General features: G+C 54.6%; 9 protein-coding genes. 4 read left to right on the top strand and 5 right to left on the bottom strand.

The features are described from left to right. Positions 1-62: 62 nt before the first annotated feature. The 3 genes from ABTW62_RS12110 to ABTW62_RS12100 all read right to left on the bottom strand — a co-directional run bounded on the left by ABTW62_RS12110 (position 63) and on the right by ABTW62_RS12100 (position 3,853). Positions 63-1,133: an ABC transporter ATP-binding protein gene (locus ABTW62_RS12110; RefSeq protein WP_430904838.1), complete on the bottom strand. Its 1,071-nt coding sequence runs from the start codon at positions 1,131-1,133 to the stop codon at positions 63-65. A 7-nt stretch (positions 1,134-1,140) separates the two neighbouring features. Continuing rightward, on the bottom strand, positions 1,141-2,733 hold the full coding sequence (locus ABTW62_RS12105) for an ABC transporter permease (RefSeq protein ID WP_430904839.1): 1,593 nt from the start codon (positions 2,731-2,733) through the stop codon (positions 1,141-1,143). Positions 2,734-2,836: 103 nt separating this feature from the next. Next, entirely contained in the window at positions 2,837-3,853 is a 1,017-nt protein-coding gene (locus ABTW62_RS12100) for a Fe(3+) ABC transporter substrate-binding protein (protein ID WP_430904837.1), read from the bottom strand. A 44-nt stretch (positions 3,854-3,897) separates the two neighbouring features. Between ABTW62_RS12100 and ABTW62_RS12095 the strand changes: the two genes are divergently transcribed. Continuing rightward, positions 3,898-4,152, top strand: coding sequence for a hypothetical protein (locus ABTW62_RS12095; protein ID WP_430904836.1), 255 nt, complete (start codon positions 3,898-3,900; stop codon positions 4,150-4,152). Between the two features lie 169 nt (positions 4,153-4,321). On the opposite strand, the gene ABTW62_RS12090 is transcribed toward ABTW62_RS12095, so the two are convergent. Together ABTW62_RS12090 and ABTW62_RS12085 are read right to left on the bottom strand one after the other, a co-directional pair. Continuing rightward, entirely contained in the window at positions 4,322-5,365 is a 1,044-nt protein-coding gene (locus ABTW62_RS12090; RefSeq protein ID WP_430904835.1) for a GGDEF domain-containing protein, read from the bottom strand. A 102-nt stretch (positions 5,366-5,467) separates the two neighbouring features. Beyond that, positions 5,468-8,899, bottom strand: a complete 3,432-nt coding sequence (locus tag ABTW62_RS12085; protein WP_430904834.1) for an acyl-[ACP]--phospholipid O-acyltransferase — start codon at positions 8,897-8,899, stop codon at positions 5,468-5,470. Between the two features lie 266 nt (positions 8,900-9,165). Between ABTW62_RS12085 and ABTW62_RS12080 the strand changes: the two genes are divergently transcribed. The 3 genes from ABTW62_RS12080 to ABTW62_RS12070 all read left to right on the top strand — a co-directional run bounded on the left by ABTW62_RS12080 (position 9,166) and on the right by ABTW62_RS12070 (position 14,895). After that, positions 9,166-12,039 carry a ribonucleoside-diphosphate reductase subunit alpha gene (locus ABTW62_RS12080; protein WP_430904833.1) on the top strand — a complete coding sequence of 958 codons (2,874 nt, stop codon included), beginning with the start codon at positions 9,166-9,168 and terminating at the stop codon, positions 12,037-12,039. Positions 12,040-12,087: 48 nt separating this feature from the next. Then, on the top strand, positions 12,088-13,257 hold the full coding sequence (locus ABTW62_RS12075) for a ribonucleotide-diphosphate reductase subunit beta (protein WP_430904832.1): 1,170 nt from the start codon (positions 12,088-12,090) through the stop codon (positions 13,255-13,257). Between the two features lie 294 nt (positions 13,258-13,551). Further along, positions 13,552-14,895 carry a transglycosylase SLT domain-containing protein gene (locus tag ABTW62_RS12070; protein WP_430904831.1) on the top strand — a complete coding sequence of 448 codons (1,344 nt, stop codon included), beginning with the start codon at positions 13,552-13,554 and terminating at the stop codon, positions 14,893-14,895. Position 14,896: the final 1 nt, after the last annotated feature.

Raw genomic sequence — 14,896 nt, 5'->3', positions numbered from 1 at the left:
GCGCCTAGCCTGGCAGGCGAATCCATCGATTTCATTTGTAAGCTAATTGACGGTACGGAGTACTAGCCTGACCGATCGAATACAACGACATGACTGGCCTCCAGCCGGATGCCCATTTTCTCCCCAATCGCCCGATCATGACGACTGGGGATCAGCGCCAACACGACAGGCCCGCCAGCCAGCTCTAGTGTGTAAAGAATTTCTGCACCACGAAATGCCTTTTTACGTACAACCGCATTGAGCGCACTTTGGCCGTCATAGACAACGTCATCCGGGCGAATCAGCACATCGACTTCGCTGCCTGGCGGATAATGCCCATGCTCGGGCAAATCAGGATAATAAAGACCATCGGCAAGCATACCGAACGCCGTTTTTACCTGGCCTGACGATGACATGATACCCGGCAGCAGCACCCCCTGCCCCACGAAGCTTGCGACGAAACGGTTGACAGGGCGATGATAGAGATCATATGCACTACTCCACTGCATCATCTTTCCAGCGAGCATCACCCCTATTCTATCCGCAACTGCGAACGCCTCAGCCTGATCATGCGTCACCAGAATCGCCGTGATGTGTAACCGCTTGAGCAGCTCCCTCACCTCCTGGCTCAGACGCTCTCGCAGGCTCACATCCAGATTGGAAAAGGGTTCATCCAGCAGCATCAAATCGGGGCGGGGCGCCAAAGCGCGCGCTAAGGCCACACGCTGCTGCTGGCCACCAGACAGCTCATGCGGATAACGCTTGGCCACTTCCGCCAGACCGGTAATCTCCAATAATTCAGCCACCCGTTGCACACGTTCCGCCTGATTGCTGCGATGCAAACCAAACCCGACATTGGCGGCCACATTCAAGTGAGGAAACAGTGCGTATTCCTGAAACACCATCCCCACACGCCGCTGCTCTGGCGAAAGCACGAAACCCGGCCGGCTGACACTCACCCCGTTTAACCAGATCTGGCCAGACGAAACCGGCTCAAACCCGGCGATGCAGCGCAGGGCGGTAGTTTTTCCGCAACCGCTCGGTCCCAGCAGGCAACCGATCTCGCCTTTTTCCAGCGTGAACGAGAGTTCATCCACGATCAGCTGCTGGCCATAGGCACAGCTGATTCGGTCAAGTTCCAGTAGCTTGTTCATGGCCATCCTATGTTTCCGTCTGGCGCATCAACAAGATGATCGGCACCAGTCCGGCCAGAATCAGCGTCAGTGCAGGCAGGGCCGCCTGCTCCCATTCCCCTTCCGAAGTCAATGAAAATATACGCACAGCCAATGTATCCCAGTCAAAAGGCCGGGTCATCAAGGTGATCGGCATCTCCTTCATGACATCCACAAAAACCAGAACCGCTGCGGTGAACACGCCTCCCTTCAGCATCGGCAGATGCACCGATTTCAGCATCGTCCAACCGGTCACACCAAACCCCATAGCAGCCTCATCGATACTGCGCGTCACGCGCTGGAGCGCACTTTCCAAAGGGAAATAACTCACCGCGAGAAAGCGCGTCATATATGCAACCAGCATCACGGCAAGCGTACCCTGGATCAGAAAACCGGTCTCGATATCAAATAATCTGAACAAGCCATCGCTGATGAAATTGTCCAGCCATGTCAGCGGAATAAAAACACCCACTGCCAGCACGGCGCCCGGCAACGCGTAGCCAATCGTGGCCAGACGGACCGCCGAACGAGTGAAAAACCCTGTATGCAAACGGGCGGCGTAGGCCAGCATGATTGCAGCCAAGCATGTCAGCAAGGCGGCAAGCGCCGACAGCGACAGGGAATGCCAAACAAACTCCAGATAACGTTGATCCAGCTGGTGTGGGAAGGTATCCAGGGTCCAAATGCTCAATTGGACAACCGGCAGGACAAATGCGAATAACAACACCAGGCTCGCCAGAATCGTCACCCCAGCAGCACGCCAGCCCACCAGCTGGATGCGTTCGATTTGCCCGCTGCGCTTGCTCTCGGCAAAGCGCATACGCGAACGAAAACGCTGTTCGATCAAAATAACGACGAGCACAATCAAAATGAGCAGGGAGGCCAGCTGCGAAGCCGCTGACAAGGAAAACATGCCGAACCAGGTTTTATAGATCGCGGTGGTAAAGGTATCGTAATTGAATATCGCGACGGTTCCGAAATCAGCCAGTGTTTCCATCAGGGCCAACATCACGCCAGCCACGATCCAGGGACGCGCCATCGGCAGCGCCACCCTGAAAAATCCCTGGCGACGGCTGAGCCCCAGGGACTGCGCGACCTCCAGCAAGCGTTTTCCCTGCGTCAAAAAAGCATTGCGCGCCAATAAATAGACATAGGGATAAAAAGCCAGCGTCATGACAATCGCCACCCCTGATCCGCCACGTATATCCGGGAACCAGCTTAAATCGGAATCCAGCCAGGCGCGCAGGCTGGTCTGAAGCGGTCCCGTATAGTCGAAGATCCCGAGCGCCACGAAGGCTGTCACATAAGCCGGTATGGCAAGCGGCAAGAACAATGCCCAGGAAAAAAAACGGCAGCCTGGAAAGGCATAGACAGCCGTGAACCAGGCCAAGCTCACTCCCAGGAGCGATGTCCCGGCCATGACCCCCAGTGACAACCATAATGTATTCGTCAACAGCCGTGGCAGCGTGGTGGCCACCAGATGCTGCCAGATCTCGTCTTCCGGCAAAAATAGCGATGAAACGACCACACAGACCGGAATCAACACCAGGCCAGCGATCAGAAAAGGCACTGCCCGCCACATAGCCTGCGCGCCACTGCCCGCATGCCGGGAAATTCTCCTGGATGATGAATGTATGGTGGCGGCCCGGCTACCGGAGGAAGCGTTCTTGTCCAAATGAAAAGACCTAACGATAGCCCGCGCGATCCATCAGCCGAACCGCCTTGGCCTGCAGCTCTCCAGCCCGGACGACATTGGTCATATTTTCCTTGAAACTGCCCCAATAACGGGTCACTTCACTCTCTTCAGCCTGAGGATTGGCCGGAAACTCCATATTGAGCTCCGCAAACAGAGACTGGGCCTTTTCAGAAGACAGGTATTCCAGCAATTGTATGGCCGCACGCGGATTGCGGCTGTGCCGCGTCACGCCGGCACCGGAAATATTAATATGCACACCGCCATGATTCTGGTTTGGCCAGAAAATCGCCAACGGCAAATCAGGCTTGTCCTGCATCAATTTGCCATAGTAATAAGTATTGACCAGCGTCACATCGCATCGCCCGGCTGCCACGAACTCCATTGCGCGGGTATCATCCGTCAAGGGATCGGTCGCCAGATTGGCCACCCACCCCTTGACGATTTTCTCCGTTTCGGCCTCCCCATGCTCGGCAATCATCATTGCCACCAGCGATTGGTTGTAAACCTTCTTGGAGGTACGCAGGCATAACCGGCGCTTCCATTTCGGATCGGCCAGGTCTTCATAGGTTGACAATTCATCAGGCTGGACACGCTGCGGGTTATAAACGATCGTACGGGCACGCACCGTCAAGCCAAACCATTGTCCTTGCGGATCTCGCAAGTGCTCCGGAATATTGGCCGCCAGCACAGTAGAGTCTACAGACTGCAGCAACCCCTTGCGAGCCGCCTCCCATAAATTGCCCGCATCCGTGGTAATCAGTATATCCGCCGGTGTGCGCCTGCCTTCTGCGAGCAAGCGCGCCAGCAGTGCACCTTCCTTGTCTGTGGTGAATTTGACGCGTATGCCCGTCTCATGGGTAAAAGCATCGAACAAGGGTTTGATGAGCTGCTCGATTCTCGCGGAGTAGACAATGACTTCTTCAGCCCGGGTGCTGGACGTCGCAGACAAGGCGCCAAAAAACAAAATAATCGCGCACCAGCGGCCAAAAATAGTAGAGTGGAACATGTGTTTAACCTAGGATTCTTAGTTGAACGCTACTTTAATAGCGCATGGATCGTTATGAAAAGAATATATGCCTCTATACAATTTTCAGCAGGACGCATGAAGTGCAGGGCAAGCCCGCGTCAGCTTTATGGTGTCTCAACCCACCCTGCGCACGAGGGCTGCTGCTGCTGACACAGGCCATCAGGCGTGAAACAGTCGATCAGGCTTTTGCCGCAAACATCTTTCAGACATGCCTAACACCACAGCCATTAAGCAAGAATCCCGCGTCCAAATCGCTGACAGACAAGCTTACACCCTAAAAGTATACTATTAACAGGAATTATTATCATTCCAGTCTCCCAGCGATTGATGCTTGTCTATCATGCTTGCGCAGACTTTTTTGCAGACCGCATGGCTGAAAGGCAACCGTTTCATACACTCGATTGAAAGCGGTGCCACGCCATCTTGCCTGCAGCTTTCTCTACCCTATCAAGTGGCGATCACCACGCGGTTGCGGCCAGCCCGCTTGGCTTGATACATGGCAGCATCAGCCCGTTCCAGCAAGGCTTCCATTGTTTCGCCCTGTCTCAGCATTGCCACGCCCAGGCTGATGGTAATGTTGATATTCAACGCCTTGACATGGATAGGGCCAACCGCGATTTCCGCCCGGATGCGCTCGCCGATAATGCCTGCCATTTCGATATCCGTATTTTTCAGAATCACGGTAAACTCCTCTCCGCCAAAGCGTCCGACGATATCGAAATCGCGTACCGCGGCCTGGATACGCTCTGCCGTATGACGCAGCACTAAATCGCCCACCAGGTGACCATGAGTATCGTTGATGCTTTTGAAAAAATCCAGGTCGGCCATGATGATACTCAGCGGTTGCTTGCGCGCTTGGGCCCGGTCGATCTGCTGCGCCAGTATCTCCACCAGTTTGCTATAACTCACCAGACCGGTTAGCTGATCCACTGATGCACGCCGGCGCAGATGCGAAACCTCTCCACGCAGTGCCTGCAAGGATTTCTGGAGGGTATCGATTTCCGGCAGACGATAGCCTTCCGCGACCAGATAGAGATCTAGAGCGCCTATTCTCAGTGCACAATCAGTCAATTTATGCACATCTGACGTAATTCCGCCACTGACCGCGATGCATTCAACCACATTGCACTGGAGCAAACTATGCTGCAACAGCAGCAGATTCAACGGCATGTCAGCGCGGGCACAGGCAACGAAAAAAGTCAGCCGCCGGGCAAGATAGCCAGGCGAATCGAAATCCTGCCCGAAGCTTCGCAGCAAATCGATCCAGCCCTGCCGCAAAGTATGCCCGCGATCCGCCTGCTCGATTGACAAAAAATCCTGATCGTCTGCCAATGCGGCCAGGCAATTATCCACCAGCGCTTCGGCATGCTCATTCAAAAGCCCGGAACGCAGCTGGCACGCCAGCCGGCCATGTTCGGCATTCAGTCCGGCCGCTCGCACAACCTGCAGAAAGCGTACAGTATCGGAATCAGTCGGCGCAATATCGTGCATGGCAATACCCCCTCTCCCAGTCAAAATTCAGGCCGAATCCGGGCAGGAGCGGCGACTGTCGCTGATACACGCCGCCTCCCCCACTTATCCGCCTGTCAACGCTTAGGCATGCTGCTGCAGCACCCAGTCATGCAGTGCGACGTAGTCGGTCTTACCCGTGCCAAGCACTGGCAATTGGTCGATAGGCAAAATATTTTTAGGAATGCCCAGCGCTTCCATGCCTTCTTGCTTGAAAAAAGTGATGATCGCATCCCGGTCTGCCTGAGGATGAGTCGTCACCAGTAGGATCTGCTCGCCTTTCTTATCATCGGGCAGCTGAATCGCTGCGTGCGCATACGCCGGCCATAGCCGGCCGATGGCTTCTTCCACCGCCGCCAACGACACCATCTCCCCACCGATTTTAGCAAACCGTTTAACCCGGCCCTGAATAAAAAGATAGCCTTCATCGTTGATTTCAACGATATCTCCGGTGTCATACCAGCCATCAGCCGGTGGCACAACCACGCCAAGCGCCTCGGCCAGATAATAGCCTTGCATGATATTGGGGCCGGCAACCAGCAATTTGCCGCCGTACTCGATCCCCGGCACAGCTTCCAGTCTGTACCGGATACCGGGCAGTAAACGACCGACTGAGCCCGGCTGGTTGTGCATGGGGGTATTCAGACTAAGAATGGGCGAAGTTTCGGTGGCACCATAGCCTTCAAAAATACGCACGCCGAAACTCTCCGACCAGAGCCGGCGTGTGCTCTCCCGTAGTTTTTCGGCACCCGCAAACACATAGCGAACGCTGTAGAAATCATAGGCATGGGCATAACGCGCATAACCGGCGAGAAAAGTATCGGTACCGAACAACAGGGTAGCATTGGTGTCGTAGACCAGTTCCGGAATGACCCGATAATGCAGCGGTGAGGGATAAAGAAAGGTCCTGATGCCGGATAACACCGGCAGCAGCGTACCGCCTGTCAGCCCGAAGGAATGGAAAATTGGCAAGGCATTGAACACAATATCGGTCGGGCCGAAATCAATCCGGGAAGAAGCCTGGAAGCGGTTTGCCTGCAGATTGGTGTGGCTCAGCACCACGCCCTTGGGCGCGCCTTCGGAACCGGAAGTAAACAACACAACCGCCGGCGCGTCCGGGTCGCGCCTGGCGTCGGTCAGGCGATAACAGAGGCCCGGCAGAATCCCGGCCAGCAGCCCCACCAGCTTATGCCACCAATGGATCTGATCGCGGACATCCTCCAGATAGACCAGTCTCACACCCTGCGCCTGCAGGCTCTCGACCAGGTGTGCCAGCTTGGCGGTCCCAACGAACCGGCGGGAAGTGATAACAGTCTGAATTTGTGCGCTCTGACAGGCGACCGCCAGCTGCTTGGGGCTGGTGGAAAAATTGAGCATGGCCGGTATGCGCCCGTATGCCTGCAGGGCAAAGAAGCTGATCAAGCTGCCGACCATGTTGGGCAGCATGATTCCGGTATTCGCCTGGCCCCGGGTGTATCTGCGCAACACACCTCCCAGCATGAAACTACGGGCGATCAACTGGAAATAGGTCAGGGGTTTACGCTCCACATCCTCGGCGATGACATGATCCCGGCCATGTACAACTCGGGCATCGAGCAGCGACTGAAACAAAGTCTGCCGCACATCGTTGCTTTGAAACAAGGTGTTGGTCATGATGTCATACAGCTTGAGACCGGCCAGGCGGCGCCGCCGCTTGCCACGGACCGTGTCCGGTAGCACAAGCGTTTCCGGCGGCATGATATTTACCGTGATTCGGGGAAACCAGCGTATCCGCACCTTGCCCTTCAATCGCGAGAACAAGGTGTATTGCGGGCCCGAGAGGCTGATCGGCAACAGTTGCGCACCCGATTTGTCGGCGATCAACGCCGGGCCTTCGTAGACTTTCATGAGCGACCCGGTCATGGTCAGCCGGCCCTCGGGAAAGATCACCACCTTGTCTCCTTTCTTGACCCGTTCGATCAGCAGACGGGTCGATAACGGATTGCCCGGGTCGATGGCGACGGTATCGGTCAGGAACAGAAATGGCCGAACCCACCATTGGCGGGCAATATCGGCGTTGATGGCGAAGCATAGACGCTCGGGCAGGCACACGCTCAACAAGGCTGCATCCAGAAACGACAGATGGTTGGCCACGATAAGCACATTTTCACCGGCCTGGCGGTAGTGCGCCCCGCCCTTGACTTCCAAGCGGTAGAAGGTATGCAATCCCCATTGCAGAATGGATTTCACCAGCGCATACGGCAACAGGCTCGCGATATAAACCGCAACCAGGCCATTCAACAAGGCGATCGCCAGAAACACTTCGGGAACAGTAAAGTCCAGGGCGAGTAGCACGCTGATAGCGAGCGCGGAAACCACCATGAACAAGGCGTTCATGATGTTGTTCGCGGCAACCGCCCGGGAACGATGAGACGCCTCGGCGTGACGCTGTACCATGGCGTACAATGGCACGATATACAACCCGCCGCTGATCGAGATGGCAAGTAGATCGAACAATATTCGCCAGTGTGCCAACGATTCCAGAAAAGCTGCGGCACCGATCAGGCGCTGGCCCGAGACGAACATGACGCTGCCACTGGCAAAATACAGATCAATCGTGAAAACCGTCATCCCCAGGATACCCAGCGGCACATAGGTGGCCGCGACTTCGCCCTTGAGCAGCTTGTCGCACAGCAATGCGCCCATCCCGATACCGATCGAGAAAGTGGCCAAAAACAACGTGACAACCTGCGCATTGCCGCCCACGATTTCCTTGGCGAATGTCGGAAATTGCGACAGAAATGTGGCACCAAACAGCCAGAACCAGGATATGCCCAGAATCGCCCGAAAAACCGTGGTGTTCTGGCGGATCTGGTCGATGATCGCCCGCGTTTCTTTAAGCACATCGTAACTGACGATCATGCCAGGCTCGGCGGGCTGGGTAGCGGGAATGAATAAACTGCACAACCAGCCCGCCAGAGCGGTCACGATGACCATGGTAGAGACAATCATGCCACCTTGCTCGGTCACGATGAGCAGCCCGCCGGCAATCGTGCCCAGCAGGATGGCGATGAAAGTGCCCGCGCCAACCAGCGCGTTCCCACCGATCAGTTCATGCGCATGCAGCTGATCGGGCAGGATGGCGTATTTGAGCGGCCCGAAAAACGCCGATTGCGCCCCCATCAGAAACAAGACGCCGAGCAGGAATGGCACACTTCCCAGGTAAAAGCCGATCGCAGCCCCCCCCATCAGCACGATCTCGGCCAACTTGATGTAGCGGATCAGGCGTGCCTTGTCCCATTTGTCAGCGAGCTGGCCGGCGGTGGCGGAAAACAGGAAAAACGGCAGAATAAAAATCCCAGCCGCCAGTGTCACCGTGATCTGCGGGCTTAAGCCCGCATCATCCATGGCCGCAAACGTGATCAGGATGACCAGCGCGTTCTTGAAAACATTGTCATTGAACGCACCCAGAAACTGGGTCATAAAAAAGGGAAGAAAACGCTTGCTGGCAAGCAGCTTCCATTGGCTGGGGTGCATGACTAACCTTTTTCCGGAGTGAATGATGAAGCTATGAATTATAGGGGAGCCCCCCTCAAAACCATAGCCGTAAACTGGGACAAAAACGACCGCTGAACGTACAAAAATTCAAAAAAGCTTGTCAAGGCTCTCTGTTTATCATACGCTACAGGTATTATTTTTTCACAAACAAACCACAATATATTGTGGTTTGTGTCCAAAAAGCCGTTTTTTGTCCTTGCAACAACCACTTGCGTCAGAACCAGATCGAACAGGAGAAATCAGTCATGCAACCTGCCACAGAAAACGCCCCCCTCAGCCCTGTTCTCCGGAAGGATTTTCCGGAGAACACAGCGACTCCGACAGGCACACAACATTACTCTCAATACAAAGTGATTCGCCGTAACGGCGCAGTCGTGGCATTCGAGCCGGGCAAAATCTCAGTCGCCATGACTAAGGCATTCATCGCCGTGGAAGGCGGACAAAGCGCCGCGTCGTCACGGGTCCGTGATGTCGTGGCGCGGCTGACCGAGGAAGTGGTGCATGCCTTGACTCGCCGCCGGCCCGAGGGCGGCACATTTCATATTGAAGATATCCAGGATCAGGTCGAACTGGCCTTGATGCGCTCGGGCGATCACGATGTTGCGCGCGCTTATGTGCTGTATCGCGAGGCGCGCGCACGCGAACGGGCCAAACAGCAGGAAAAACAGACTGCCGCAGGCCAGACCCCTATCCTGCATATCCTTGAGAACGGACAGCGCGTCCCGCTCGATCCGGCCAGGTTGTCGGCACGGATCGAATCAGCCTGCCAGGGCCTGGAAGACGCAGTCAATGCGTCCCTGATTCTCAAATCCATGCTGAAGGATTTGTATGATGGCGTACCGGCCGACGAGGTCAGAAAATCTGCCGTGCTGTCCGCGCGCGCATTGATCGAAAAAGATCCCGCTTACAGCTTCGTCACGGCAAGATTGCTGCTGGATAATATCCGCCATGAAGTCCTGGGCGAAGAAGTCGCCCATCAGGCGATGCAGTCGCGCTATGCCGAGTATTTTCCGGAGTTTATTCAGCGCGGAATCGAGGCCGGATTGCTGGACGAGCGGCTTGGCCAGTTTGACCTGGCATCGCTGGCACAAGTACTGGTGGCCGATCGTGATCTGCAGTTCGGCTATCTTGGTCTGCAGACTTTGTATGATCGTTATTTTCTGCATATTGCCGAGCGGCGTATCGAGCTGCCGCAAGCCTTCTTCATGCGCGTCGCCATGGGGCTGGCGCTGAACGAGATCGATCGCGAGGCACGCGCGATCGAGTTCTATCACCTGCTGTCAAAATTCGACTTCATGAGCTCCACCCCGACCCTGTTCAATTCCGGCACGAAGCGCTCACAATTGTCTTCATGTTATCTGACCACGGTACCGGATAGTCTGGATGGCATTTATGAAGCGATCAAAGAAAATGCGCTGCTGTCCAAGTTTGCAGGCGGGTTGGGCAATGACTGGACACCCGTGCGCGCCATGGGTTCACGCATCAAGGGTACCAACGGCAAATCACAGGGCGTGGTACCTTTCCTCAAGGTCGTCTCGGATACCGCTGTGGCGGTCAATCAGGGCGGCAAACGCAAAGGTGCGGTATGTGCCTATCTGGAATCCTGGCACCTCGATATCGAGGAGTTTCTGGAATTACGCAAAAACACCGGCGATGATCGGCGGCGCACGCATGACATGAATACCGCCATCTGGGTGCCGGATCTATTCATGCAACGCATGCTGGCAGGCGAGGAATGGACATTGTTTTCACCTGCCGACGCACCGGATTTGCACGAAAAATATGGCAAGGCATTTGAAGCGGCCTATCTTGCCTACGAGGCCAAGGCAGCACGCGGCGAACTGCCCTTGCACAAACGCATGCCCGCCCAGCAAATATGGCGCAAAATGCTGACCATGCTGTTTGAAACTGGCCACCCCTGGATCACGTTCAAGGATCCGTGCAATATCCGCTCGCCACAAAACCATGTCGGGGTCGTGCACAGCTCCAACCTGTGCACTGAGATTACGCTCAACACCAACGAAAAAGAGATTGCCGTCTGCAATCTCGGCTCGATCAACTTGCCGGCCCATATCATCGACGGCAAGCTGGACCAGGTCAAACTCAAACAAACCATCGGCACTGCCATGCGCATGCTGGACAATGTCATCGACATCAACTTTTACGCGGTCGCCAAGGCACGCAACGCCAATCTGCGGCATCGGCCAGTCGGGCTCGGCATCATGGGCTTTCAGGATTGTCTGCACAAGCTGGGAATTTCCTATGCTTCCGAGGACGCGGTCAAGTTTGCCGATCAATCGATGGAAGCTGTTGCCTTCCATGCCTATTGGGCTTCGACCGAACTGGCCGAAGAACGCGGTGCCTATGCCTCTTATCGCGGCAGCTTATGGGATCGCGGCATTTTGCCGCAGGATACGCTGGAGCTGCTGCGTGATGAACGCGGCGGCCACGTGGAAGTGGATCTATCTTCTACGCAGGATTGGGTGTCGCTGCGCGCACGGATCAAACAGCATGGGATGCGTAATTCCAATTGCCTGGCGATTGCACCGACTGCAACCATTTCCAACATCATCGGGGTCTCGGCCAGCATTGAACCGACTTATCAGAACCTGTACGTCAAGTCCAATCTCTCCGGTGAATTCACCATCGCCAATCAATGGCTGGTAAATGATCTGAAGCAACAAGCACTGTGGGATGAAGTAATGATCGCCGATCTCAAGCATTATGATGGCACAGTCAGCAGAATTGACCGGATTCCCGAATCTCTGCGCCGCCTGTACGCGACCGCGTTCGAGGTCGATCCCAAATGGCTGGTTGAGGCCGCTGCAAGACGGCAAAAATGGATCGACCAGGCACAGTCACTGAATCTTTACATGATGGGTGCTTCCGGCAAGAAAATGGACGAGCTTTATAAACTGGCCTGGTTACGTGGACTCAAGACCACTTATTACCTGCGTTCTCTGGGCGCGACCACTGCCGAAAAATCGACCGTGCATACCGGTGCATTGAATGCGGTCTCCGCTCGGCAGGCGGCTCATTCGGCGGGCGACCCCGAGCAAACACAAGCCATGGGCAAGCAGTGCGCCATCGACGATCCGGAATGCGAAGCGTGCCAGTAACCATTCATCAACCGATTACCTGATTATCTGAATCCAAGGAACAAGACGATGCTGACATTTGAAGATGAAATACGACAACCGGAAAACCCTATTGCGCAAGACGCGTTAAACGCTCTGGCAAGCGAGGACAAACCCGTCGGCGCCACCGAAGCAGAAACAGCACCGGCATCTGCCCGTGCAACCTCCACAACCGACGATCATCGCCGCATCTCCGTGGAGGACAAGCGCATTATCAACTGCAAGACGGACGTCAACCAATTGGTGCCGTTCAAATACAAATGGGCATGGGAAAAATACCTGGCCGCCTGTGCCAACCACTGGATGCCGCAGGAAATCAACATGAGCCGCGATATCGCGCTCTGGAAAGACCCCAATGGCCTGACAGAAGATGAGCGCCGTGTCGTCAAGCGCAATCTCGGTTTTTTCGTGACTGCCGACTCGCTTGCCGCCAACAACATCGTGCTTGGCACTTATCGCCATATTACCAATCCCGAATGCCGCCAATATCTGTTGCGCCAGGCTTTCGAGGAGGCAATTCACACCCACGCCTACCAATATATCGTTGAATCGCTCGGGCTGAATGAAGGAGAGATATTCAACGCCTACCATGAAATCGAATCCATTCGCGACAAGGATGAATTCCTGATCCCCTTCATCGACACCCTGACCGATCCGACATTCGAAACAGGCACCCTGGAAGCCGATCAGCAACTCCTGAAAAGCCTGATCGTGTTTGCCTGCATCATGGAAGGACTGTTTTTCTACGTCGGCTTCGTGCAAATTCTGGCACTCGGCCGGCAAAACAAAATGACGGGCGCTGCGGAGCAGTATCAGTATATTTTGCGTGATGAATCCATGCACTGTAATTTCGGCATCGATGTCATCAATCAAATCAAGCTCGAAAACCCGCAACTGTGGACGCGGGCGTTCCGGGAAGAAATCAGCGCCCTGATGCACAAGGCAGTGGAACTGGAATACCGCTATGCGGAAGACACCATGCCACGCGGCGTTCTCGGTCTAAATGCCCCCATGTTCAAGGAATATCTACGCTTTATCAGCAACCGCCGTTGCCACCAGATCGGCCTCGATCCGATTTTCCCGAAAGCGAACAATCCGTTCCCATGGATGTCTGAAATGGTCGATCTGAAAAAGGAAAAAAACTTTTTCGAGACCCGCGTCATCGAATATCAGACTGGAGGCGTATTGAGCTGGGACTAGGAGGCTGTCCAAGAATAGCGATTGTAGCGAGGGCAAGGCTGGTTGAGTTGGATTTTTCGATCATTTGAGGCGAATAGTCGCTCTATTTAACGAAAAGGATCGTAAAATCCGGCCAATCAGGCTCGTCCGCAGTAGATCAGTCTATTCTCGGACAGCCTCCTAGTACGTCAATCATTCTTTAGTTGGCCCCAAAATAGTGTAAAATATCAGCAAGGCGCTTAGTGCTTCCTTTCGGAAGCGCTAACTTTTTTATTTATCCGGAAAAGCGATCATGTAAACCGCTCATTATTTAGAATGAAAAAAACAAATAATACCTTACTGGCCCTTATCGCCGCTGCGGTATTACCTTTTTTTTCTACTACGGCGGAAGCTGATAAAACTTTAGAAAATAATAAAAAAAATATCGCCGTTCTAGAAACAAGACAAATTTCTGCACTACCACGTCAGCAACATAACGATCTTTGGGCACGCGTACGGGCTGGATTCGCTCTGGCCAGCATGCAGAGCCAGGAAGTCCGTTTCCATGAAAAGGATTTCAGCAAGCGCCAGCAATTCATAGACCGCATCGTTGAACGCAGCCGACGTTACCTCTATTACATCATAGAAGAAGTCGAGCGACGCAACATGCCGACCGAAATCGCGCTCCTGCCAATTGTGGAAAGCGCCTATGATCCGGATGCCTATTCCCACAGACATGCAGCCGGCTTGTGGCAGTTCATCCCATCCACCGCCAAGGCTTTTGGACTGGAGCAAAATTGGTGGCATGACGAGCGACGCGATGTGGTGGCGGCAACCCGGGCAGCACTGGATTACCTGCAACAGCTCCACAACATGTTTGGAAACTGGAAATTGGCCCTGGCCGCCTACAACTGGGGACAAGGGTCCCTAAAAAAAGTCATCGATGAAGAGCATGGCGGCAGAAAATCGGTCAAATTTCAGGATCTCCGGCTGCCGTCCGAAACCAGGCACCATGTCGCCAAGCTGATTGCGATCAGAAACATCGTGGCAAATCCCGGACGCTACGGCGTCAAGCTGAAACCGATACCCGACCGGCCCTATTTCGAGCAAATCGAGCTGACCCAGCAAATCGATGTCAGACTGGTGGCCAGACTCGCCGGTATTTCCGAAAACGAATTCAACGCGTTAAATCCAGCCCACCATCGTCCGGTCATCCAGGTGAAGGATGCGCCGCGCACACTGCTGCTGCCGGTCACCCAGGTCAGGGCGTTTGTGAGCAATCTTGAGAACTATGACAAGGTGCTCGTATCCTGGCGCGTTTATCGGGCCAAGCAAGCCGAAACTGTGCAAGATTTATCCAACCGCTATCGCATTGCCGCAGCCAAACTGGCAGAAATAAATGGCATCTCCGAACGAGACGCCCTGAAGAAAGGCCAAATCCTACTGGTGCCGCGCGACGGCAGCAGCATCAGGGAAAGAACCTATCTGGCACACAACATCCCCACCGAAACGAAAAAACCGCGATTCGAGCAGCTTGTTTACACTGTCAGAAAAGGCGACACGCTGTATGATATCGCCAAGCGTTACGGCATCGACATTCAGTCACTCAAATCCTGGAATGACGTGAGCGATCGGCTCTCGGTTGGGCAGGAGCTTACGTTACGCCTCTTTTCCCTCTAGT

It is taken from the genome of Nitrosomonas sp. ANs5, from assembly GCF_050584665.1.
Lineage (GTDB): Bacteria > Pseudomonadota > Gammaproteobacteria > Burkholderiales > Nitrosomonadaceae > Nitrosomonas.
This window is presented reverse-complemented; position numbering and strand designations above follow the sequence as displayed.

Coding starts and splice junctions, on each gene's coding strand:
- ABTW62_RS12110 (WP_430904838.1), bottom strand. CDS start 1,133: ATGAACAAGCTACTGGAACTTGACCGAATCAGCTGTGCCTATGGCCAG.
- ABTW62_RS12105 (WP_430904839.1), bottom strand. CDS start 2,733: ATGTGGCGGGCAGTGCCTTTTCTGATCGCTGGCCTGGTGTTGATTCCG.
- ABTW62_RS12100 (WP_430904837.1), bottom strand. CDS start 3,853: ATGTTCCACTCTACTATTTTTGGCCGCTGGTGCGCGATTATTTTGTTT.
- ABTW62_RS12095 (WP_430904836.1), top strand. CDS start 3,898: ATGGATCGTTATGAAAAGAATATATGCCTCTATACAATTTTCAGCAGG.
- ABTW62_RS12090 (WP_430904835.1), bottom strand. CDS start 5,365: ATGCACGATATTGCGCCGACTGATTCCGATACTGTACGCTTTCTGCAG.
- ABTW62_RS12085 (WP_430904834.1), bottom strand. CDS start 8,899: ATGCACCCCAGCCAATGGAAGCTGCTTGCCAGCAAGCGTTTTCTTCCC.
- ABTW62_RS12080 (WP_430904833.1), top strand. CDS start 9,166: ATGCAACCTGCCACAGAAAACGCCCCCCTCAGCCCTGTTCTCCGGAAG.
- ABTW62_RS12075 (WP_430904832.1), top strand. CDS start 12,088: ATGCTGACATTTGAAGATGAAATACGACAACCGGAAAACCCTATTGCG.
- ABTW62_RS12070 (WP_430904831.1), top strand. CDS start 13,552: ATGAAAAAAACAAATAATACCTTACTGGCCCTTATCGCCGCTGCGGTA.